The organism is Thermomonospora catenispora (genome assembly GCF_006363815.1).
Lineage (GTDB): Bacteria > Actinomycetota > Actinomycetes > Streptosporangiales > Streptosporangiaceae > Thermomonospora > Thermomonospora catenispora.
This window is the reverse complement of the sequence record NZ_RRYT01000035.1, coordinates 17,620-39,344: the sequence shown is the minus strand read 5'-3', so window position 1 is coordinate 39,344 and position 21,725 is coordinate 17,620. Positions and strand designations below refer to the sequence as shown.

Annotated in this window: 18 protein-coding genes; 4 read left to right on the top strand and 14 right to left on the bottom strand. The window is 73.7% G+C overall.

Annotated elements, in window-relative coordinates:
* Positions 1-143 precede the first annotated feature (143 nt).
* The 3 genes from EIO00_RS20745 to hrcA form a co-directional block, all read right to left on the bottom strand.
* The gene (locus EIO00_RS20745; protein ID WP_140181528.1) at positions 144-878 is read right to left on the bottom strand and encodes a 16S rRNA (uracil(1498)-N(3))-methyltransferase; all 735 of its coding nucleotides are present in this window, start codon (positions 876-878) and stop codon (positions 144-146) included.
* A gap of 124 nt (positions 879-1,002) precedes the next feature.
* Positions 1,003-2,139 (bottom strand): molecular chaperone DnaJ, encoded by a 1,137-nt coding sequence (dnaJ, locus tag EIO00_RS20740; protein WP_140181526.1) that lies wholly within the window; start codon positions 2,137-2,139, stop codon positions 1,003-1,005.
* A complete protein-coding gene (gene hrcA, locus EIO00_RS20735) occupies positions 2,140-3,153 on the bottom strand; it encodes a heat-inducible transcriptional repressor HrcA (RefSeq protein WP_140181524.1) in 1,014 nt (337 codons plus the stop codon).
* Positions 3,154-3,363: 210 nt separating this feature from the next.
* On the opposite strand from hrcA, the gene EIO00_RS20730 reads away from it, so the two are divergent.
* Positions 3,364-4,197, top strand: coding sequence for a DUF3097 domain-containing protein (locus EIO00_RS20730; protein ID WP_140181522.1), 834 nt, complete (start codon positions 3,364-3,366; stop codon positions 4,195-4,197).
* 48 nt (positions 4,198-4,245) lie between these two features.
* Here EIO00_RS20730 and hemW read toward each other — a convergent pair whose 3' ends face one another.
* Both hemW and EIO00_RS20720 read right to left on the bottom strand, forming a co-directional pair.
* The gene (gene hemW / locus EIO00_RS20725; protein ID WP_140181520.1) at positions 4,246-5,454 is read right to left on the bottom strand and encodes a radical SAM family heme chaperone HemW; all 1,209 of its coding nucleotides are present in this window, start codon (positions 5,452-5,454) and stop codon (positions 4,246-4,248) included.
* A gap of 38 nt (positions 5,455-5,492) precedes the next feature.
* Positions 5,493-5,948 (bottom strand): antitoxin YezG family protein, encoded by a 456-nt coding sequence (locus EIO00_RS20720; RefSeq protein WP_140181518.1) that lies wholly within the window; start codon positions 5,946-5,948, stop codon positions 5,493-5,495.
* A 188-nt stretch (positions 5,949-6,136) separates the two neighbouring features.
* Here EIO00_RS20720 and EIO00_RS20715 point away from each other — a divergent pair, with 188 nt between their 5' ends.
* Both EIO00_RS20715 and EIO00_RS20710 read left to right on the top strand, forming a co-directional pair.
* A complete protein-coding gene (locus tag EIO00_RS20715; RefSeq protein WP_140181516.1) occupies positions 6,137-6,988 on the top strand; it encodes a hypothetical protein in 852 nt (283 codons plus the stop codon).
* A 104-nt stretch (positions 6,989-7,092) separates the two neighbouring features.
* Complete coding sequence (locus EIO00_RS20710) at positions 7,093-7,572, top strand: DUF4870 domain-containing protein (RefSeq protein WP_140181514.1); 480 nt, start codon at positions 7,093-7,095, stop codon at positions 7,570-7,572.
* Between the two features lie 18 nt (positions 7,573-7,590).
* Here the strand turns inward: EIO00_RS20710 and EIO00_RS24885 are convergent, their stop codons facing one another.
* Together EIO00_RS24885 and lepA are read right to left on the bottom strand one after the other, a co-directional pair.
* A complete protein-coding gene (locus tag EIO00_RS24885; protein ID WP_241661490.1) occupies positions 7,591-8,322 on the bottom strand; it encodes a Uma2 family endonuclease in 732 nt (243 codons plus the stop codon).
* 220 nt (positions 8,323-8,542) lie between these two features.
* The gene (lepA, locus tag EIO00_RS20700; protein WP_140181550.1) at positions 8,543-10,387 is read right to left on the bottom strand and encodes a translation elongation factor 4; all 1,845 of its coding nucleotides are present in this window, start codon (positions 10,385-10,387) and stop codon (positions 8,543-8,545) included.
* Between the two features lie 458 nt (positions 10,388-10,845).
* Here lepA and rpsT point away from each other — a divergent pair, with 458 nt between their 5' ends.
* The gene (gene rpsT / locus EIO00_RS20695; protein WP_140181512.1) at positions 10,846-11,127 is read left to right on the top strand and encodes a 30S ribosomal protein S20; all 282 of its coding nucleotides are present in this window, start codon (positions 10,846-10,848) and stop codon (positions 11,125-11,127) included.
* Between the two features lie 247 nt (positions 11,128-11,374).
* Here rpsT and EIO00_RS20690 read toward each other — a convergent pair whose 3' ends face one another.
* From EIO00_RS20690 to hflX, 7 genes are all read right to left on the bottom strand, one after another.
* Positions 11,375-11,848 carry a hypothetical protein gene (locus EIO00_RS20690; protein ID WP_241661489.1) on the bottom strand — a complete coding sequence of 158 codons (474 nt, stop codon included), beginning with the start codon at positions 11,846-11,848 and terminating at the stop codon, positions 11,375-11,377.
* A gap of 154 nt (positions 11,849-12,002) precedes the next feature.
* On the bottom strand, positions 12,003-12,962 hold the full coding sequence (gene holA, locus EIO00_RS20685; protein WP_140181508.1) for a DNA polymerase III subunit delta: 960 nt from the start codon (positions 12,960-12,962) through the stop codon (positions 12,003-12,005).
* Positions 12,963-13,493: 531 nt separating this feature from the next.
* Positions 13,494-15,905 (bottom strand): ComEC/Rec2 family competence protein, encoded by a 2,412-nt coding sequence (locus EIO00_RS20680; RefSeq protein ID WP_140181506.1) that lies wholly within the window; start codon positions 15,903-15,905, stop codon positions 13,494-13,496.
* A gap of 149 nt (positions 15,906-16,054) precedes the next feature.
* Positions 16,055-17,095 carry a helix-hairpin-helix domain-containing protein gene (locus EIO00_RS20675; RefSeq protein WP_241661488.1) on the bottom strand — a complete coding sequence of 347 codons (1,041 nt, stop codon included), beginning with the start codon at positions 17,093-17,095 and terminating at the stop codon, positions 16,055-16,057.
* Between the two features lie 96 nt (positions 17,096-17,191).
* Positions 17,192-18,037: a DegV family protein gene (locus EIO00_RS20670; RefSeq protein ID WP_140181504.1), complete on the bottom strand. Its 846-nt coding sequence runs from the start codon at positions 18,035-18,037 to the stop codon at positions 17,192-17,194.
* Between the two features lie 284 nt (positions 18,038-18,321).
* Positions 18,322-19,536, bottom strand: a complete 1,215-nt coding sequence (gene hutI / locus EIO00_RS20665; protein ID WP_140181502.1) for an imidazolonepropionase — start codon at positions 19,534-19,536, stop codon at positions 18,322-18,324.
* A gap of 616 nt (positions 19,537-20,152) precedes the next feature.
* Positions 20,153-21,613, bottom strand: a complete 1,461-nt coding sequence (hflX, locus tag EIO00_RS20660; protein ID WP_140181500.1) for a GTPase HflX — start codon at positions 21,611-21,613, stop codon at positions 20,153-20,155.
* Positions 21,614-21,725 lie beyond the last annotated feature (112 nt).

The following is a 21,725-nucleotide window of genomic DNA, read 5'->3' as shown; positions in this document are numbered from 1 at the left end:
GGGCGCGCTCCAGGCCGTCCCGCCGACCGTCGAGACGGACGGCGCGGCCTGCGGGCGGCGCCGGCCGGTCCCGGCTCAGGACGACGCCGCGCCGCGCACCGCCTGTCGAGCCGCCTGTCGGCCGAGGCGTCCCGGGAGGGGGTTCACCAGCGGCCGACGGAGCTGAGCAGGACCGCCGCGGCGGCGACGCCGGCGGTGGAGGTGCGCAGGACGGTGGGGCCGAGACGGACGGAGACCGCGCCGGAGTCGGCGAACCGCTCCAGCTCCTCGTCGGTGATGCCGCCCTCGGGGCCGACCACGACGACGATGTCCCCGGCGTCGGGCAGGTCCACGGCGCGCAGGGGGAGAGTCGCCTCCTCGTGGAGCACGAGGGCGCGGTCGGCGGCGGCCAGCCGGGCGGCGACCTGAGCCGTGTCGGCCAGGTCGGCGATGCGGGGCAGGCGGCTGCGACGGGACTGCTTGGCGGCCTCCCGGGCGGTCGAGCGCCAGCGGCCCAGCGCCTTGTCCCTGCGGTCGGGCCGCCAGCGGGTGATGCAGCGGGCGGCCTGCCAGGGCACGATCTCATCGACCCCGACCTCGGTCATGGTCTCCACGGCCAGCTCCCCGCGGTCGCCCTTGGGCAGGGCCTGGACGACCGTCAGCCGGGGACTGGGCGGATCGTGCCGGTGGCGCGCCCGCACCTCCACCACCAGACGGTCCTTGCCCTCGACCGCGGCGACCACGCCCTCGGCCAGCAGGCCGGCGCCGTCGGTGAGGTCCACGCGTTCGCCCGGGCGCAGGCGGCGGACGGTGACCGCGTGCCTGCCCTCCGGGCCGTCCAGGACGACCCGGTCGGCCGCCAGGCGAGCGGTCTCGGTCAGGAAGACGGGGGCGCTCACATCCGCCCCCGCCGCGGGCCGTGTCCGCTCCCCTCCGCCGGGAGCCGGACGGACGGGCGGGCCCCCTCACGGCGCGCCGCGGCGGAGGGCGGGGGAAGGCGGTGCCGGTGTCGAAGCGGGCTCACTAGTGGCTGTTGAAGACGTCCCGGAGGCGGGAGAAGAAGCCCTGCTGGCCGGGGGCGAACTTGCCGGGCGGGCGTTCCTCGCCGCGCAGCTTGGCCAGCCGGCGCAGCAGCTCCTCCTGCTCCTCGTCCAGCTTGGTGGGCGTCTCGACGTTCACATGGATCAGCAGGTCGCCGCGGCCCGACTCGTTGAGGTGCCGCACGCCCCGCCCGTACAGCGGGATCACCTGCCCGGACTGGGTGCCGGGACGGATGTCGACCTCCTCGGGGCCGTCCAGGGTCTCGATGACCACCTGGGTGCCCAGCGCCGCGGCCGTCATCGGGATCTGCACGGTGCAGTGCAGATCGTCGCCCTCCCGTTCGAAGATCGGGTGGGGGCGTTCGACGATCTCCAGGAACAGGTCTCCGGCCGGGCCGCCGCCGGGGCCGACCTCGCCCTCGCCGGCCAGCTGGATGTGCGTGCCGTTCTCCACGCCGGCGGGGATCCGCACCTTGATGGTGCGGCGGGTGCGGACCCGGCCGTCGCCGGAGCACTCCGGGCACGGGTGCCGGATCACGCTGCCGTAGCCGCCGCAGTGCGGACAGGGCCGGGAGGTCATCACCTGTCCCAGGAACGACCGGGTGACCTGCTGGACCTCGCCGCGGCCGTGGCAGGTCTCGCAGGTCTCCGGGTGGGTGCCGGGCGCGGTCCCGGCGCCGGAGCAGGTGGTGCACACCACGGCGGTGTCGATGGCCAGCTCGCGGGTGGTGCCGAACGCGGTCTCGGCCAGATCCAGCTCCACCCTCAGCGTGGCGTTGCGACCGCGCCGGGCGCGGCTGCGCGGTCCCCGGGAGGTCGTGCTCCCGAAGAAGGCGTCCATGATGTCGCTGAACGGGAAGCCCGTCGCACCGAAGCCGGCGCCGCCCGCGGCGCCCCCGCCCGGCGCGAACGGGTCCGCGCCCAGGTCGTACATCTCCCGCTTCTTCGGGTCGGAGAGCACCTCGTAGGCCTGGGTGATCTCCTTGAAACGCTCCTGGGTCTCCGGGTCCGGATTGACGTCCGGGTGGAGTTCGCGCGCGAGCCGCCGATAGGCCTTCTTGATCTCGTCCGGGCTCGCGTCGCGGCGCACCCCCAGGATCGCGTAGTAGTCGCGCGCCACTTACGACCCCGCGAGGATCTGTCCAACGTAACGTGCCACTGCCCGTACCGCTCCCATCGTGCTGGGGTAGTCCATCCGCGTCGGCCCGAGCACGCCCAGCCGGGCCAGTGCCTGATCGCCGACGCCGTAACCGGCGGCCACCACGGAGGTGGACCGCAGCCGTTCGTGCTGATTCTCCGTGCCGATCCGTACCGTCAGACTAGACGAATCGCCGACCTCCCCGAGCAGGCGCATCAGCACCACTTGCTCTTCCAGGGCTTCCAGCACATCCCGCAGGCTCTGGGAGAAGTCCACGTGCGCCAAATTGGCCGCGCCGCCGAAGACGACCTTCTCCTCGTGCTTGTCAACCAGGGTCTCCAGCAGCACCGACAGCACGGTGGCGGCGACCGGCCGGTCGTCGGGCGGGACCTGTTCGGGCAGGTCGGCCACCGCGGTCGGGGCCTCGGCCAGCAGGCAGCCGTCCAGGCATGAGTTGAGCAGGGCGCGCAGCTTGGAGACCGACTCCTCGGAGACGTCGGCGGGGATCTCGATCACCCGCTGCTCCACCCGCCCGGTGTTGGTGATCAGCACCAGCAGCAGCCGCTTCTCGGCCACCGGCACCAGCTCCACGTGCCGGACCGAAGAGCGCGACAGCGAGGGGTACTGCACCACCGCCACCTGCCGGGTCAGCTGTGCCAGCAGCCGCACCGTCCGGCTGACCACGTCGTCGAGGTCGTAGGCGCCGTTCAGGAACGTCTCGATGGCCCGCCGTTCGGCGGCCGACAGGGGCTTGATCGTCGACAACCGGTCCACGAACAGCCGGTATCCCTTGTCGGTGGGGACCCGTCCGGCGCTGGTGTGGGGCTGGGTGATGTAGCCCTGCTCCTCCAGCACCGCCATGTCGTTACGGATGGTCGCCGGCGAGACGCCCAGGCCGTGCCGTTCCGCCAGCGCCTTGGAGCCCACCGGCTCGTTGGTGGACACGTAGTCCTCGACGATGGCGCGCAGCACCGCGAGTTTGCGGTCGTCGAGCACGTGGTCACCTCCTTGCGGCCCGCATACTGGCACTCCTTCCCCCCGAGTGCCAAGTCTACGGCGATTCGGCTGCTGCCGGAGGGGTCGGCGCGGTATCCTTCGCCCTCACCGCGCGCCCCGGCGGAGCCCGACGGAACGCCGCGCGAGGACGGTGCGAGGGGGCGCGCAAGATCCGGACGGCCGACGGTCCGCGCCGTTACAGTCCCGTCCGTGCGCAGCAAAGACTACGGCGATGACGTGCTGGCCGGGGACTGGCGGAGGCCCCGCAAAGGACTGATCCCCACGGTCCCGGCCGAACCCGGCCTGGTGGTGGAGGACCCCGACAGCGGGTTCTGCGGGGCGGTGGTCGCCTGTGACAAGCAGGGCGTGACGCTGGAGGACAGGTTCGGCAGACGCCGGGTGTTCCCCTTGGCCGAGGCGGGATTCCTGCTGGACGGCGAGCCGGTGACGCTGGTCCGGCCGCGCCCGGCGCGCCGCGACGACCGGCCGATGCGGTCGGCGTCCGGCTCGATCGCGGTCCGCGGCCTGCGCGCCCGAGTGGCCCGGCAGAGCCGGATCTACGTCGAGGGCCGGCACGACGCGGAGCTGGTGGAGAAGATCTGGGGCCACGACCTGCGCGTCGAGGGCGTGGTGGTGGAGTGCCTGGAGGGGGTGGACGACCTCCCGGCGGCGGTGGAGGAGTTCGCCCCCGGCCCGGACCGCCGGCTGGGCGTGCTGGTGGACCATCTCGTCCCCGGCTCCAAGGAGAGCCGCATCGCCGCCCGGGTCGCCTCCCCCTACGTCCTGGTGACCGGGCATCCGTTCGTCGACGTCTGGCAGGGGGTCAAACCGTCGGTGCTGGGGCTGGCCGCATGGCCCGAGGTGCCGCCCGGGGAGCCCTGGAAGGAGGGGGTGCTGCGGGCGCTCGGCTGGCCCGCGGACGTGGGGGCGGCATGGCGTCGGATCCTCGACGCGGTGCGGGACTTCCGGGATCTGGAGCCGGCGCTGCTGGGGCGCGTCGAAGAGCTCATCGACTTCGTGACCGCTCCCCCGTCCTCCCCCTAGTCCTCGGCGGCGGCCCCGCCGGGCGCGCCGGGACCGCCCCGCCCCCGCTCAGAGGAGGTCGCGGACGACGGCGTCGGCCAGCAGCCGGCCGCGCAGGGTGAGGACCGCCCGGCCCCGCTCGTAGGCGGCGGGCTCGAGCAGGCCGTCGGCGACGGCCCGCCGCACCGCCGCGTCGTCCAGCAGGTCGAGCGGGCAGCCCTCGGCCAGCCGCAGCTCCAGCATGACGCGCTCGGTGCGGCGCTCTTCGGCGTCGAGGACCTCACGGGCGTGCGCGGGGCTGCGCCGCTCGGCCAGCCGGGCGGCGTAGGCGGCGGGATGCTTGACGTTCCACCAGCGGGTGCCGCCGATGTGGCTGTGCGCGCCCGGCCCCACGCCCCACCAGTCGGCGCCGGTCCAGTACAGCAGGTTGTGCCGGCAGACGGACCGCGGACCGCTCGCCCAGTTGGAGATCTCATACCACCGCAGGCCGTGGGCGCCCAGCAGCTCGTCGGCCATCAGGTAGCGGTCGGCCATCGCGTCGTCGTCGGGGGCGGGCAGCCGGCCGCGCCGCACCTGGGCGGCCAGCCGGGTGCCCTCCTCCACGATGAGCGCGTACGCGGACACATGGTCGGGACCGGCCTCCAGCGCGGCCTCCAGCGAGGCCCGCCAGTCCTCGTCGGTCTCCCCCGGAGCGCCGTAGATCAGGTCCAGGTTGACGTGTTCGAACCCGGCCCGGCGCGCCCACCGCACGACCTGCGGGACGCGGCCGGGGGTGTGGGCGCGCTCCAGCACCGCCAGCACGTGCTCGCGCGCGCTCTGCATCCCGCAGGAGAGGCGGGTGAACCCGGCGGCGCGCAGCGCGGCCAGATATCCCTCGTCGAGGGTCTCGGGGTTGGCCTCGGTGGTGACCTCGGCGTCGGCGGCCAGGCCGAACTCGGCGTCGATCGCGGCCAGGATCCGCCCCAGGTCCTCGGGCGGCAGCAGGGTGGGGGTCCCGCCGCCGAAGAACACCGTCCGCACCGGCAGCTCGGCGTCGCCCAGCACCCTGCGGGCCAGCCTGATCTCGGCGACGGCGGTGTCGGCGTAGGACTCGCGGCTCGCGCCCGGCCCCAGCTCGGCGGCCGTGTAGGTGTTGAAGTCGCAGTAGCCGCAGCGCGTCACGCAGAACGGCACGTGCACGTAGAACGCGAACGGTCGCTCGCCCAGCCCCTCCAGGGCGTTTGCGGGCAGCGCGCCGTCGGCGGGCACGGGATCGCCATCGGGCAGGGTCGCGGGCACCCCTCCAGTCTGCCCGCCGCGAAGGGGTGCCCCGGTCGTCAGCCGGTCCCGCCGGACGCCTCGCGGAGCTTGGCGCGCAGCCAGTCGGGGATGTGCTCGCGGGAGCGGGGGAAGCGGTCCAGGTCCAGCGCGTAGGCGGAGGCGCTCAGCCGGGGCCGGAAGTCGGGCTCGTTGTCGTAGTCGAACTCCACGCTGTAGCGCCCGGACCGTTCGATGCCGAGCCGGGCGGTGAACCATGCGCCCTTGTCCCGGCGGTAGGTGTCGGTGCGCAGCTCGTCCATGTACGCCACGGCGCGGCCCGGCGGCACGAGCGAGCGGACGCTGCCGTCCATGCAGACCGCCTCCAAGGACACGCTGTCGATCCCGACCGTGGCGTAGTAGGCGAAGTTCAGCCGCCGCCACCCCGGGGGCGCGACGGCGGACAGCGCCCGCACCGCGCTCTCCACGGTCCGTCGCTCCTTGGGCGAGCGCAAGACCTGGTCAGGCTGGGTCACTGGAACCTCCTGGGCCGCGAGCTTGTGTCCGACGCTATCGCTCCTTACGGTCGCGTTGTGGGAGCCGCACTCGTTGATCCCTGACGGCACTCCCGCATTCCCTCGGGCCTGCGGTGAGTGCGTACCTTTTGTGAGCTGTAGGGCGTTCGACCGGGTGCCGGGTCGGCGCGACGAAGGCGGGGGGCGACATGGGGAACGAGGACGCGCGCGCGCCCGTGCGCGTCGTGCTGCGCGGCGACGACGAGGGCTGGCACTGCGTCGTCGTCAGCGGCGACGGAGGCGAGGAGCGCATCCCGCTGGGCGGCGGCGGGGTCTACTGGCGCTCGGGGGGCCCTCGGGACGGCGAGCCCGCCTGGTGGCGGCGCAGGCTGCGGGAGATCGCCGAGTCGCTGCGGGAGCGCGTCGGGATGCTGCTGACCGACCGGTGCTTCGAGATGTTCGGCAGGGAGGCCGACATCGTCTGGCTGGAGATCGACGAGCCGATCTGCTGGGAAGGGCTGGTGACCCTGCGGGAGCCGGACCCGGCGCGCTTCCCCGGCGGAGTCGCCCCGTTCGTGGTCACGCTGGTCCCCGGGCGCGGGGCGCTGCTGCCCCGGGCGTCGCTGCTGTTCGACACGACGGCGGCGGACGCGTGGAGCACCCTGGAGGCGGTGGCGCGCTCGTGCGGATCCCCCCCGCCGCAGGACCGGTTCCTGTGCGGCTGGGCGGGGCACCGCTCGGTGCGGGTGGGCCGGGGCCGGCTGGCGGTCTCCACCGAGCGTCACCCGGACGGCAGCGAGCGGATCGGCGAGGTGTTCGCCGAACGCCCGCCCGGCTGGGGCGGCAACCCCCCGCTGCGGCTGCGGCTGAACGGCATCGACCTGCTGGACGAGCCGGCCGAGGACGTGGTGCGGCTGCTGCGCGGCCTCGGCCACGAGGTGGTCGCGCTGCCCGGCCGCCGGCGGGTCCCCGGGCTCGGCCTGGTGCTGCACGAGCGGGACCGGCGAGAGGCGGCGGACGGACGCTTCGCCGGAGCGTCGCTGACCCCGCCGGCGGCTTGATCGTTTTTCGGGCGAGGCGGCCGCGGCGGTGAACCGGGTAGCCGTCTGGACACTCATAGACTGCGACAGAACCTCCCGAGGGGACCCTGTGAGAGGAGTCCGCCATGGCCTACGCTCCCCCGCCGGCCCCGGGTCCCGGCCCTCAGCCGGGGTACGGGCAGCAGGCACCGTGGCAACAGCAGCAGCCGCCCGGCCCGTACGCCCCGCCGCCGCCCGCCCCCATGGGCGGACCGGCCCCGCAGGCGTCGTACGGCCCGCCCACGCCCGATGAGCAGAACTGGGCATTGATGGCCTACCTGGCGCAGTTCCTGGTCTCGGCCCTCGCCCCGCTGCTGGTCCTGATGCTGAAGGGCCGGTCGCCGTACGTGCGCAGGCACGCCCGGCAGGGCCTGAACATCGCGATCGGCGCGCTGGTGGTGTGGATCGTGGGCTTCCTGCTCATCCAGGCGGCGGACGCCCTGGCGGTCATCCCGCTGGCCTACACCGCCGTGGTCATGTTCTTCCTGATCCGTGCCTCGATCGCGGTGAACCGCGGGCGGGACGTCACGGTGCCCGCGTTCGTGGCCTGGCGGCTGCTGAAGTAGCCGCCGGGCCCGCCGGGCTCAGGCGACGGGCTCGGGACCGGGCAGGATGGTGAGGGTGCCGGGCCGGCCGGCGGGCTGGTCCAGGCGCACCACCCGGCCGGGGTAGGTGCGCTCGGCGATCGCCACGTCCCGCTCGTCCCACTCCCCGTAGAAGATCGGGCAGCCGTCCTCCAGCTCCACCTTCTCCGCGCCGGTCGGCCAGCGGTGTCCGAACGCGTCGACCAGGATCGGCTCCTCGCACGACGGCAGGTCGGGCCCGATGTGCTCCATGCTGCTCCTCCTCCAGCGCCCCGCCCAGCGGGACGACTCGTCGAAGATCGTCTCGTGCGCCAGTTCGATCGGCAGTGGTGCGGTCACCTCGTGACGTCCGCCCGGGCCGATCCGGACGGTCTCGGCGTACACGCCGTCGAGGAGTTCGTGGACGCGCACCGTGGGCTCGTCCCCGTCCGGGTCGATCACCCAGTAATGCGGGACCCCGAACCGCTGGTAGGCGTCCTTCTTGGCGCCCAGGTCGCGGGCCCGTGAGGCCGGCGAGGCCACCTCCACCGCCAGCAGCGGCGGCCCCTTCACGCGCCACCGCTCGCCGTCGCACTGCTCGGTGCGGCAGACCACCAGGTCGGCGCGCAGCCAGGTGTCGTCGGCCAGTTCGACGCCGCACCCGGTCAGCGACCGGACGTCGGCGGTCTCGGCCAGGGCCACGGGGACGACGAGGTTGGAGACGAGGATCTGATGCAGAAGTGAATGACCCACGACACACAGTGTCGTGACCACAACGGCGCGTAGGCGGAGATTTACCGATCCTTGGCGCAGAGGGCCGGTTTCCCACCGCCCGGGAGAGGAGGCGGCATCCGGGTCACCGCGCCGCCCGACCGGGCCGCCCGGCCGCCCCGATCGGGCGTCCCGCGGCCGGACGCCCCCCTCGGTCCGGCCGGGCCGCCGGAGCCGCCGGGCCGGACCGGGGGGCGAGGACTCACTTCTTGGCCTTGTCGCCGGCCGGACCGCCGGTGGACAGGGCGGCGACGAAGGCCTCCTGCGGCACGTCGACCCGGCCGATGGTCTTCATCCGCTTCTTGCCCTCCTTCTGCTTCTCCAGCAGCTTGCGCTTGCGGGAGATGTCGCCGCCGTAGCACTTGGCGAGAACGTCCTTGCGGAGGGCGCGGATGTTCTCCCGGGCGATGACGCGGGAGCCGATCGCCGCCTGGATGGGCACCTCGAACTGCTGCCGCGGGATCAGCTCCTTGAGCTTGCCCGTCATCATCACGCCGTACTCGCGGGCCTTGTCCCGGTGCACGATCTGGCTGAAGGCGTCCACCGACTCGCCCTGCAGCAGGATGTCCACCTTGACCAGATCGGCCTCCTGCTCGCCGCTGGGCTCGTAGTCCAGGGAGGCGTAGCCGCGGGTACGGGACTTGAGCTGGTCGAAGAAGTCGAAGATGATCTCGCCGAGCGGCATGGTGTAGCGGATCTCGACGCGATCCTCCGACAGGTAGTCCATGCCCTGCAGGGAGCCGCGGCGCCCCTGGCACAGCTCCATGATCGCGCCGATGTGCTCGCTGGGGGTGAGGATGGTGGCCTTGACCACCGGCTCGTACACCGCGGCGATCTTGCCGGACGGGAACTCGCTGGGGTTGGTGACGGTGTGCTCGGTGCCGTCCTCCATCACCACCCGGTAGACCACGTTCGGGGCGGTGGCGATCAGCGACAGGTCGAACTCCCGCTCCAGCCGTTCCCGGACGATCTCCATGTGCAGCAGGCCCAGGAAGCCGCAGCGGAACCCGAAGCCCAGCGCGGCCGAGGTCTCCGGCTCGTAGATCAGCGCGGCGTCGTTGAGCCGCAGCTTGTCCAGGGCGTCGCGGAGCTCGGGGTACTGGTCCCCGTCCACCGGGTACAGCCCGGAGAACACCATCGGCTTGGGATCCTGGTAGCCGCCGAGCGGCTCGGGCGCCGGGTCGGAGGCCGCGGTGACGGTGTCGCCGACGCGGGCCTGCCGGACGTCCTTCACTCCGGTGATCAGGTAGCCCACCTCGCCGACGCCGAGCCCGTCGACCGGCTTGGGCTCCGGTGAGATCACCCCGACCTCGAGGGTCTCGTGGGCCGCGCCGGTGGACATCATCAGGCTCTTCTCGCGGCTGCTCAGGTGACCGTCCACGACCCGCACGTACGTCACCACGCCGCGATAGGTGTCGTAGACCGAGTCGAAGATCAACGCCCGGGCCGGGCCGTCGGGGTCGCCGCTGGGCGGCGGGACCGTCTCCACGATGCGGTTGAGCAGCTCGGGCACGCCCTCGCCGGTCTTGCCGGACACCCGCAGCACGTCGGAGGGGTCGCAGCCGAGGATCCCGGCCAGCTCCTCGGCGTACTTGTCGGGCTGGGCGGCGGGCAGGTCGATCTTGTTGAGGACCGGGATCAGGTGCAGGTCGGCGTCCAGCGCCAGGTACAGGTTGGCCAGCGTCTGCGCCTCGATCCCCTGCGCGGCGTCCACCAGCAGCACCGCGCCCTCGCAGGCCGCCAGCGACCGGGACACCTCGTAGGAGAAGTCCACATGCCCAGGGGTGTCGATCAGGTTGAGCACGTACTCGCGCCCGTCGGGGTCCTGCCAGGGCAGCCGCACCGCCTGACTCTTGATGGTGATGCCGCGCTCGCGCTCGATGTCCATCCGGTCGAGGTACTGCGCCCGCATCTGGCGCTCCTCGACCACTCCGGTCAGCTGCAGCATCCGGTCGGCCAGGGTCGACTTCCCATGGTCGATGTGCGCGATGATGCAGAAGTTCCGGATGATCGCGGGATCGGTCTTGTTGGGCTCAGGCCTGGGCACCGGGATCCGTTCGACAACTCGCAAGGGATGGATTCCTACCGCCTTCCATAGTCCCATGTCCCCCGCCGTGGTCCGTCCCGGGTCGCGTCCGCGCCCTCCCGCCGGGGTCGGAGGCGCGGACGCGGCGCGGCGGCGGCCCCGTCCTCACCCCGTCCCCGCCCCGACCACGCCGTTCCCGCCCTCCCCCGTCTTCGCCGGCCTTGGCCCGTCCTCGCCGTTCTCGCCCTCCCCGGCGCTTTCCGCGCCGTTCCCGTATCGCCTCTGCGTCCTCAGGCGTCGCCCGCTATTGTTGAACGGCCGCGACGCCCGCTCCGGTTTGGGATGCGGGATCGCAGGTTGGTAGTCTGTACGACTGCGTGTGGCGTAGCGCCGTGCCGCGAGCACCGCCGCCACGTTTTCCCGTTGGAGCCCGCCGGTCGAGGCGGGCGTGGATTGCGACCAAGCTGAGGCACTACGACGTGGCGAACATCAAGTCCCAGATCAAGCGGAACAAGCAGAACGAGAAGCGCCGCCTGCGCAACAAGGCCGTCAAGTCCGAGCTGAAGACGGCGATCCGCAAGTTCCGCGAGGCCGCCGAGGCCGGCGACGTCGAGAAGGCGATCGAGCTGCAGCGGTACGCCGCCCGCAAGCTCGACAAGGCCGCCAGCAAGGGCGTCATCCACAAGAACCAGGCCGCCAACCGCAAGTCGGCCATCGCCAAGCGCGCCGCCGCCCTCCAGAAGGCCGCCGCCGGCGAGTGACGCCGCACGGATTCAGACGCCGCACCCGCATCGGTTGCGGCGTCTTCGCTTTGTCCTCACCGTCTGAAAGACCCCGGGCCGCCCTCGGCGACGTCTCCCTCGCCCGAGCCGGCGAGGCGTGAGATCCGTGTGAGATCCGGCACCGGACGGGTCGCCGCGACGCGGGCCCGCACACCGCGGGATCGCCGCGGGGGTCGTCGGGGGGTCGTCATGGGCGCGTCGGCGGCACGGCGGGCGCCGCCGGCTCTCAGGACGCCGGCTCGAAGTCCGCCTTCACGGCGGTCTCGACGTCCGCCCAGGTGAGGGTGTGCTCGACCCAGTCGGGCACGAGGGTGCGCTGCGGGCCGAAGAGGTACCGGTGCTCGACGACGCCGCGGAGGGCCCGATGGACGTCCAGGCGGTCGTCGACCATGTGGGTGATCCCGAGCTCGGCGCAGTGCACGGCCTTCTCCGCCCGCCTGCGGCAGATGCGGAGGTTTCCCTCGGGGATCCCGGTGCGCTCCCAGAACCGGTGCCGGTCCAGCCACAGGCGCGTCTTCCGTTCGGTGACCGGGCCGCACTTGGAGATGATCCACACGCGGCCCCGGAACAGTTCCGCGAGCCGGCCCAGGGTCTCGAAGGCGCCGTCCGTGGCGGGGGTGCGCAGCGCCTGCTCCAGATCACCGCTGAGGAAGACGGTGTCCGAGGCTCCGTCGTCCGCGAGCCCTCCTCCCTGGATCACGCGCCCGAAATCCACTCCGAGCCGGGGTTGTACTGCATTCGCCATTTCCCCAGAATGAGCCGAACGCCCCCGCCGGGGAAAATCATTTTCCGCGCGGCGACCGCGCCTCCCCGGCTCCGTGCCCTCCCCGGCCTCGCCGGGCGGCGTCGCGGGGTCAGCGGGCTCCGCGGGCGGCGACGATCCGGGCGACCGCCTTCTCCAGGGCGTAGGCCGGGTCGGTCGCGCCGCCTTTGACCTGCGCGTCGGCCTCGGCGACCGCGGTGAGGGCCTGGGCCACGCCCTCCGCCGACCAGCCGCGGAGCTGCCGTTGCAGACGCTCGATCTTCCACGGCGGCATGCCGAGCTCCTTGGCCAGACCGGCTCCGCGCGCCCCGCGCGGGGCGCCGCCGACCTTCGCCAGCCCGCGGATCCCCTGCGCCAGCGCGCTGACGATCAACACCGGCGAGACCCCGGTCGCCAGCGCCCACCGGAGCTGCTCCAGCGCCTCGGAGAGCTTGCCCTCCACGGCCTTGTCGGCGACGGTGAAGCCGCTCACCTCGGCCCGTCCCCGGTAATACCGGGCCACCGCCTCATCGTTGATCTTGCCGCCGGTGTCGGCGACCAGCTGGCTGCAGGCGGCGGCCAGCTCCCGCAGATCGCTCCCGACCGCCTCGACCAGGCTCCGCGCCGCGTCCTCGCCGATCGTTCCCCCGCACCGCCGGACCTCGGCCCGGACGAACGCGAGCCGCTCGGCCGCTTTGGTGATCTTGGAGCATTGCACCTTGCGCGCGCCCGCCTTGGTCAGCCCGTCGACCAGCGCCTTGCCCTTGGCGCCCCCCGGATGCACCGCCACCAGCGCGACGTCCTCCGCCGGCCGCTCGGCGTAGGCGACCACCTCGGCGATCAGGTCCTTGCCCAGGTCCTGCGCCGAGCGCAGCACCAGGACCTTCCCTCCGCCGAACAGCGACGGCGAGGTCAGCTCGGCCAGCCGTCCCGGCTCCAGGCCCCCCGGCGTCAGCTCGATGACCTCGGTCTCCGGATCCTCCTTCCGCGCGGCGGCGATCACCTCACCGACCGCCCGTTCCACGAGCAGTTCCTCATCCCCGACGATCAGCGTCAACGCATCCGCAGGCACCCCAGCAGCATGCCACGCCCCCACGCGCTCATGCCGATCCCCGCGACCGGTCGCCGGGTCCCCGCGGGCGAGCGCCGGGTCCCCGCGGGCGGTCGCGGGCCGGCCGGGCCGAGGGCGCCGGGCGGTGTCATCGCCCCCACCCGCTCCGCGGCGCGACCGCCCGCCATGGACGTCGCGGGACGCCGTCCGCCCCCGGCCGGGCGGCGCCTTGCGGGACGCGCCGCCCGGCCGGACCTCCCGCACCCGCCGGAGAGGGCTTCTCAGGGGTGGGGTCGGCCATGGGGGGAGGGGAGAGTGGCCGACCCCACCACTGCGTTAGACACCGATTCTCTCGCGCCGGTTGCTTAAAAACTCACGAGGAAAGAGTTGCCTCCGTCACTCTTCACCCTTTAAAAATGCGGATAAGTCCGAAATGCATGCAATGAAATCGCAAATTCGCCGGGCAGGAATGAGGGGAGGTCCGGCCCCTCTCGCGGAGCCTTTCCGTGTTCCGGTCCGGTTCCGCGGTCCGGGCGCCGTGCCCACCCGCGCTCACCCGTGCTCGCTCCGCTCTCCCGATCGGCGGCGGTCTCCTGCGTTCTCCTCTCCGCGCGGAAGACGCCGTGTGGTGACGGTGAGGCCGCGAGGGGTGACGGCGACGGCGATGTCGCCGTGCAGGTCGGTGCGGTAGACGCGCATGCCGAGGCGGCGCAGGAGGGCCAGGGTGCCGGGGGCGGGATGACCGTAGTCGTTGTCCGCCCCCACGGAGATGACGGAGATCGCCGACCGGGTGGCGGCCAGGAAGGCGGGCTCCTGGTATCGGGCGCCGTGGTGGGGGACCTTGAGGAGCTCGACCCGTGGGACATGCGGAAGGAGGGCCCGCTGGGCGTCGATCTCTATGTCGCCGGTCAACAGGGCGCTGAAGCCCGGCCGGCGGGCGAGCAGCACGACGCCGGCGTTGTTGACGGCCTCACCGTCGGCCGCAGAGAGCGGGGCGGGCCCCGGGGCCGGGGCGAGGACCTCCAGGGAGAGGTCGCCGATGCGCCATCGATGACCCGCCACGGCCGGGCGGATCGACGACGCCGACAGACGACGGCCCTCCCCGCCGTGGCTGCGGGCGCTGATCACCACCGTTCCGACGGTGCGTCCGCGGCGGACGCCCGGCGCACCGTCGACGTGGTCGGCGTGCGGATGGGTGAGGACGAGCAGCGGGACCGCACGGACGCCGAGCCCGTCCAGGCAGGAGTCGATGCGATCGGGATCCGGGCCGGCGTCCACGACGACCGCCTGTCCCGGGCCCGCGAACAGCACTCCGGCGTCGCCCTGCCCCACGTCGCAGGCCACGTACCGCCAGCCCTCCGGGGGCCAGTCCGGCGCGGTGATCCGCATGAGCAGTCCGGCGGCGACCACCCCGGTGAGAGCCGCCGCGACCAGGACGAGCATCGGGCGATGACGCCACAGCAGCCAGCCCGCCGCTCCGGCGAACAGCACGGCGACCGCCCCGGTGGCGCCGTCCCACCAGGGCAGGGTGGCGTACGGCGTCTCGGCGGTGACGCGGGCGACGCCGACGATCCAGCCGACCGCCAGCCCGGCGGGCCGCACCGTCACCTTCGCCACCGGCATCGCCAGCGGGGCGATCGCCGCGGTGAGGGCGCCGAGCAGGGTGGCCACCGGGACCGCGGGCATGGCCAGCAGGTTGGCGGCGAGCGACGCCGCCGCGATCTCACCGGTGATCATCACCAGGACGGGCAGGCAGGCCAGCTGGGCGGCCGCCGTGGCGGCCAGTCCTTCCGCCACCGGGCCGGGCAGCCTGCCCCGCAGGCGCTCCCGCCAACGCGGGGCCACGATCAGCAGCCCTCCGGTGGCCAGCACGGACAGCGCGAACCCATGCGAACGCGCCAGTCCCGGGTCCAGCAGGACCAGCAGCAGCACCGCCGCGCTCAACGCCGGCACCCCCTGGCGTTCCCGGCCGGTCATGAACGCCAGCAGGCCGATCAGCGACATCACCGTCGCGCGCAGGACGCTGGGCTCCGGGCGGGCGACGACGACGAAGGCCAGCAGCGCCATCGCGGCCGGCACCGGCGCGCCTCTGCGGCCGAGCCCGACGAACCGGCAGACCGCCAGCACCGCCCCGGACACCAGGGCCAGGTTCGCGCCGGAGACGACCAGCAGGTGGGTGAGCCCCGCGTCGGCGAAGTCCTCGGCGAGCTCAGGGGGCAGCCGTGAGGTGTCCCCGACGACCATGCCCGGCAGCACCGCGCCCTGGTCCGCCGGGAGCACGGCGGCGGCGTCCCGAAGCTTGGCCCGCACCGTCTCCGCGGCCCGCTGCACGGCCGGCGGCTCGCCGATCGGCCGCGGCGGTCCGCGGACGATCCCGACGGCGGCGAGGAGCTCGGCGCGTCGGGGCGGGGACAGCCGGGCGGTCGCCCGCACCCGCTGCCCGGGGGTCAGGCTCCGCCAGGCGGGGTCCATGGCGATCAGCAGGACGGGGACCCGCACCGCGACCGTCCGGTCCGCGGCGCGCACCCGTTCGGCCCGCGCCTGCACCAGCGTGATCGTGCGCCCCTTCGAGCGCTTGGACCGGGGATCGCCGGTGAGGACCGCCTCCAGCTCCACCCGGGCGTCCGCCTCGGCGTAGTGGCGCACCGGCCCGGAGCTCACCGCCGAGACCCGCAGCCCCGTCCCGGCGGCCGATGCGGCCACGCACACCAGCACCGCGCCCGCGAGCCGGCCGAGCGACGCGGAGGGGATCCCGCCCCGGCCCGCCGCGGGGCGAAGGCCGCCTCGGCGTCCGAGCGGGCGGCCGAGGGCCGACGGCACGCCGACGACGGCGCCCACGAGCGCCACGGCGTACGCGATCGCCGGCGCGGCGCCCAGCAACGCCCATGCCGACGCCCAGGCGCCCAGGGCGGGGGCCGCCAGCCGCAGGTCATGTCCCCGTCCGCCGCCGGCATCGTCCGACATGAGTCCTCTCTCTCCGCGTCCGGGACCGCGCCGACCGCCACGACCGGCGCGGCCGTGTCCTCGCTCTCATGGCGGCTCCCATGGCGTCGCGGCGACCGGGCGGCGCCAGGCCGCCTTCCGGGGACGGAGACGAACCGGCGGGAGGTCGCTCATACGCGCACGAGGTCTTTGAGCTCGGCGTATCGGCGCTCCCCTATGCCGGTCACCTCCCGCAGCTGCTCGACCGAGCGGAAACCGCCGTTCCGGGTGCGGTACTCGACGATGCGCTGGGCGAGGACCGGCCCCACCCCGGGAAGGCCGTCGAGCTGCTCGACGGTGGCGGTGTTCAGGTCCAGGCGCTGCCCGGAGTCCGCGGCGGCGGGGGCGCCGGCGGTCCCGGGCGGCGCGGCCTCCGGCGGCGCGGCGGGAACGCCCACCGCGATCTGCTCGCCGTCGACCACGCGGCGGGCGAGGTTGAGGGTGCCCGTCTCCGCCCCGGGGCGCAGCCCTCCGGCGGCCCGGATCGCATCGACGACGCGGGCGCCGGAGGGAAGGGTGACCACCCCGGGCCTTCGCACCTTTCCGGCGACGTGGACGGTGACGCCGGCGGGCGCGGCGCCGGCGAGGGCGGTCGGCGATGCGGCGGGGGACGGCGCCACGACCTCGGCCGCCGGCTGTGACCGAGGACGCGACTGCCACAGGTACCCGCCCGCGATGAGGGCGGCGACGAGGCCCACCGCGACGAGGGCCCGAGCGCCCGGCTGATCGAGGTGCAGACGTCCCAGCCGTTCGCTCCGCAGGTCGAGAAGCCGCCGGCGCCGGGGGGAGCGTTCCTCGCCCGCCGTCTCCTCCGGAACGGTGCGCGCGGGCCGCGGCGCCGACGGATCATCCGGCCGTTCGACCGCCGGGATCATGGTCGAGGCGGTGGGCCGGTCCCGGTGCGGACGCTGCGAGGCCCGGCTCTCGAAGGCCCGGCGTTCGGGCGAGGGGACCGCCGGCTCCGGCGTCTTCTGTTCCGTCTTCTGTTCCGTCTGCTGCTCCGCCGCGGGCGGATCGGGGGGCGAGTCCAAGCCGGGCGGATCGGAAGCCGATGGATCGGCGGCGGGCGGGTCGGGCCGTACGGCGGGCCGGGGCGACGCGTGCGGGCCGGGGAACAGGTGCGCCAGGCGGGAGAGGTCGGCGTCGTGGTCGCGGTGGCGGATGCGTCTCATGCGGGCGACGGTAGGCGTCGGCGCCCACGGGGGGACAGGGGCCGCCGCACTTGTGGACAACCGGCCGGACGCGCCGAAGACGCGGGAAGGCCCGGGTCAGGAGGGCCGAGGGGACACCACGACGCCCACCATGCCCGGGCCCGTGTGAGCGCCGACGGCGGGGCCGACCTCGCCGATGCAAAGACCGCGGACGCGGCGGACGCGGGCGCGCAGGCGTGCGGCCAGGGCCTCGGCCCGGAGGGCGGCGGCCAGGTGCTGAACGCCGAGGTCCACTTCACGGTCGCCGGCGGCCTCGGCCGCCAGATCCGCCATCGCGGCCAGGGCCTGGGAGGCGGTGCGGACCTTGTCCAGCGGGGCGACCCGGCCGCCGGCGATGCAGAGCAACGACTTGACCGGGAGCACGGGGTCCGGCGACGGGGCGGCGCCGATCCGGCCGCCGCGGCGGAGATGCTCGAGGGTGTCGACGCACAAGAGCGAGCGCGTCAGCTCGGCGCGCCGCAGGGCCGCGTCCGCCGCCGCGGCGGCCCCTCCCCCGGACCGGGCGACGGCGGCGGCCGTCAGGGCGGCGAACCCCACTCCCATGCCGACGGTGCCGGTGTCGACGACGTGCACGGGGACGGGGGCGGTCTCGGCGGCCAGCCGGGCGGCCGCCACGGTGCCCGACAGGGCGGAGGAGAGGTGGACCGACACGACGGCCGAGGCGCCCGCGCCGGCGGCCGTCGCATAGGCGCGGGCGAAACGTTCCGGAGACGGCCGGGAGGTGGTGAGCGGACGTCGTTCCCGCAACGCCCGGACGGTCCGGTCGACGGTGAATTCGGTCTCGTCTCGGGCGTCCCCGTCGATCGCGACCTGCAGCGGAACGACGATCAGCCCGTGCCGATCCGGCCGTTCGGCCGGAAGGCACGCCGACGAGTCCGTGACGACCGCGACCGAGGATCCCATGCACGGAGGTTATCCGCGCGGACGGCCGGCGAAGGTGACGTCGTCGTGTCCCCGTGTAACGTCGTCGTGTCCCCGTGTAACAAGGCGATGACCGTGCCGGGCGACGTGCGGATCCGCCTCGTCTTCTCCGTTCCCCCTCGATGAGGGGCGACGGCGTTCCGGATGCGGCCGGAGGGGCGGGCTCCCCTTCCCGGAAGGGGTGCGGCGGGCCGCCTCCCCGCGCGGCCGCGGAGGAGCCCGTGGCGCGCACCGGTCCGGCGAGGCGGCCGCCGACCGGGCGGGGCTCAGTGGTGGACGGGGGTGCCGCCGCGCCAGACCCGCAGCGCGCGAAGGCCGAAGGCCCAGGCGAAGGCCCCTTCATGGTCGGCGTCCCACAGGACGATGTCGGCGAGCATGCCGGGGGCCAGGGTGCCGCGGTCGCCGAGGCGGAGGGCGGCGGCCCCCCCGAGGGTGGCCGCGCGCAGGGCCTCGGTGACGCTGAGGCCGAACATGGCGACCGCCAGTCCGATGACCAGGGGCATCGAGGTGATCCCGCACTGGCCCGGGTTGTGGTCGGTGCCGAGGGCCAGGGTGAGGCCGTGGTCGAGCATCGCGCGGACCGGGGCCGGCGGGCGGTCGCTGTTGAGGGCGCTGCCGGGGCAGACCGTGGCGGTGACGCCGGCGTGCGCGAGCGCCTTGATGTCCTCGTCGGTGACGTGGGTGAGGATGTCGGCCGAGGCGCAGCCGAGCTCGGCGGCGACCTGGGCGGCGCCGGTGCGCTCGTTGGCGCACGCGTGCATGCGGGCCTTCAGCCCAGCGCGTTTGCCGGCGTACAGCAGGACACGGGCCTCCTCGGGCGTGAAGTGGCCCTCATCGCAGTAGACGTCCATGCTGTCGGCGCCCGCCGCGACCGCGTCGGCGGCCCACTGCCGCACCGCCTCGATGTAGTCACGGCGGCGGCCGAAGTATTCGGGAGGCAGCACGTGCGCGGCCAGGAAGGTGGGGTGGATGCGCGGCATGGCCGGTTCGCTCTCCAGGGAGCGCAGCATCCGGATGTCGGCCAGCTCGCCGTCGCGGGTCAGGTGGTAGCCGGTCTTGGCCTCCACCGTGGTGGTGCCGTCCTCGATCCAGCGGCGCAGCCGTTCGCGCACCCCGTTGCACAGCGTCCAGGGGTCGGTGCCGCGGGTCACGGTGATGGTGGAGTTGACCCCGCCTCCGGCGGCGGCGATCTCCGAGTACGTCGAGCCGCTGGTGCGCATGGCCAGCTCGGCCCACCGGTTGCCGGCATAGACCGGGTGGGAGTGCGCGTCGATCAGGCCGGGGGTGACCAGGCCGCCCCCGAGGTTCTCCACGTGGTCGACGTCGACGATGTCGTCGATGACCCCGGGCACGCTGGAGGGCAGATCGGCCGCGGGACCGGCCCATACGATGCGGTCGTCGTGGATGAGGATGGCGGCGTTGCTGGAGACGTCGGTACCCGTCCAGAGCCTGCCGATGTTGGTGAGCAGCCGTACCGTCATGGGGTCACCGCCGACCCGGGTACGGCGACGAGGCGCCGCCAGGCGCTGAACCGGACGCCATGCAGTGGGTCACCTGCTCTCGATCGGATCCGCCGACTGGATGCCGGCGGATCACCGCCTGGGTGTGCGGTGATCTGGTGATCACCAGGAGCGACGAGACCGGAGATATCGGTTTCGACACGGTAGTCCACACAATGCCCAGGCGACAACCTTCTCGGGTGCACCGCGCTCTCGCCGCAGATGACTGTGAGGAACGCGGCGAGCGCGGCGAACGCGCCGGGAGCGTCCGGGCCCGGACCCCCGCCGACCGGTTCTCACGCCCACCAGTGCCGCACATTTTACCCAACTCATCCGCAGAATCCGACAATTCTCCTGCGGAGCGCAGGAAACTGCATAAAATACCTGGGCCGCGGCGACATGCGATCCTCCCGCCCCCGGTCATTCAGACCGTACGGATCCCTCCGCGTCCGTCAAGGCGAATGCCCAAGGTGTAACCATACGGCCACCGGTTTTTCCTGCGGCAACGGTCATGGACGCCCCGGGATCGTCAGGGGACGGTCGTCGGCGGGCGGGCGCGGGCCGAGGGGGGCCGCCTCGAGGCGCCCGCCCCGGAGGATCAGACCTGGACGACGGCGTAGGACTCCAGCTCGCCCGCCAGCGCGGCGGGGACCCGGGCGTTCAGCAGGGTGCCCTCGGCGGTGTGCTCCAGGGAGAGCACCTCGCCCAGCTCGTGGATGCGGGCCACCAGGTCGCCGCGGTCATAAGGCAGCAGGACGCGCATCGTGCGGTCCAGGCCGGGCAGGTTCGCCTCGATGGCGGCCAGGAGCTCGTCGATGCCGGCGCCGGTGCGGGCCGAGACCACGACGCCGTCCTTCTCCCGGCGCTGCAGACGGGCCAAGGTGAGCGGGTCGGCGGCGTCGGCCTTGTTGATGACCACCAGCTCGGCCACCCGGTCGGCGCCGATCTCGCGCAGCACCTGGCGGACCGCGTCGATCTGGGCCTCGGGCTCGGCGTCGGAACCGTCCACCACGTGCAGGATCAGGTCGGCCTCGACGACCTCCTCCAGGGTGGAGCGGAACGCCTCGACCAGCTGGTGCGGCAGGTGCCGGACGAACCCGACCGTGTCGGCCAGGGTGAACGCGCGGCCGCTGGGCGTGGCGGCCCTGCGGACGGTCGGGTCCAGCGTCGCGAACAGCGCGTCCTCGACCAGGACGCCCGCCCCGGTCAGCCGGTTGAGCAGCGAGGACTTGCCGGCGTTGGTGTACCCGGCGATCGCCACGGCCGGGACCCGGTTCTGCCGGCGGGCGCTGCGCATGGTGTCGCGGGCCTTGGACATCTCCGCGATCTGGCGGCGCAGCTTGGCCATCCGGGCGCGGATCCGGCGGCGGTCCAGCTCGATCTTGGTCTCACCGGGGCCGCGGCCGCCGATCCCCACGCCGCCGGCGGCCCGGCCGCCGACCTGGCGGGAGAGGTTGCCGCCCCACCCGCGCAGCCGGGGCAGCAGGTACTCCAGCTGGGCCAGCTCGACCTGCGCCTTGCCCTCGCGGCTGCGGGCGTGCTGGGCGAAGATGTCCAGGATCAGCGCGGTCCGGTCGATGACCTTGACCTTGACGACCTCCTCCAGATGACGCAGCTGGCTGGGGGACAGCTCGCCGTCGCAGATGACGGTGTCGGCGCCGGTGGCGCGGACGATCTCGGCCAGTTCCTCGGCCTTGCCGGAGCCGATGTAGGTGGCCACGTCGGGCTTGCCGCGGCGCTGGATCAGCCCCTCCAGCACCTGGGAGCCGGCGGTCTCGGCGAGCGCGGCCAGCTCGCGCAGCGAGTTCTCGGCCTGTTCGGCGGTGCCCTCGGTCCACACGCCGACCAGCACCACGCGCTCCAGCCGCAGCGCCCGGTACTCGACCTCGGTGACGTCGGTCAGCTCGGTGGACAGTCCGGCGACGCGGCGCAGCGCCTGGCGGTCGGCCAGGTCGAGCTCTCCGGTGAGCGGCTCGTCGTCGGCGAACCGGTCCCGATCGGCGGTCAGGTCGGCGCCTTCGCGGCGGACCTGCGGGTCTTCGAAGAAAGCAGATGTCATATGTCCTCTAGCAACGCCATGCGACGACCGGTTCTTCCCGACGATCGTGCCACGTCGCGACGGCGCCGGCCAGGTGTTTTCTCCCCGTTCGGCCCCTCCCGTTCGTCTCCCC

Bases quoted from the DNA above. Each gene is read 5' to 3' on its own strand.
- EIO00_RS20670 (WP_140181504.1), bottom strand. From the start codon at position 18,037: ATGGGATCCTCGGTCGCGGTCGTCACGGACTCGTCGGCGTGCCTTCCG.
- hutI (WP_140181502.1), bottom strand. From the start codon at position 19,536: ATGACGGTACGGCTGCTCACCAACATCGGCAGGCTCTGGACGGGTACC.
- EIO00_RS20715 (WP_140181516.1), top strand. From the start codon at position 6,137: ATGGGGAACGAGGACGCGCGCGCGCCCGTGCGCGTCGTGCTGCGCGGC.
- EIO00_RS20710 (WP_140181514.1), top strand. From the start codon at position 7,093: ATGGCCTACGCTCCCCCGCCGGCCCCGGGTCCCGGCCCTCAGCCGGGG.
- EIO00_RS20680 (WP_140181506.1), bottom strand. From the start codon at position 15,905: ATGTCGGACGATGCCGGCGGCGGACGGGGACATGACCTGCGGCTGGCG.
- EIO00_RS20675 (WP_241661488.1), bottom strand. From the start codon at position 17,095: ATGAGACGCATCCGCCACCGCGACCACGACGCCGACCTCTCCCGCCTG.
- hflX (WP_140181500.1), bottom strand. From the start codon at position 21,613: ATGACATCTGCTTTCTTCGAAGACCCGCAGGTCCGCCGCGAAGGCGCC.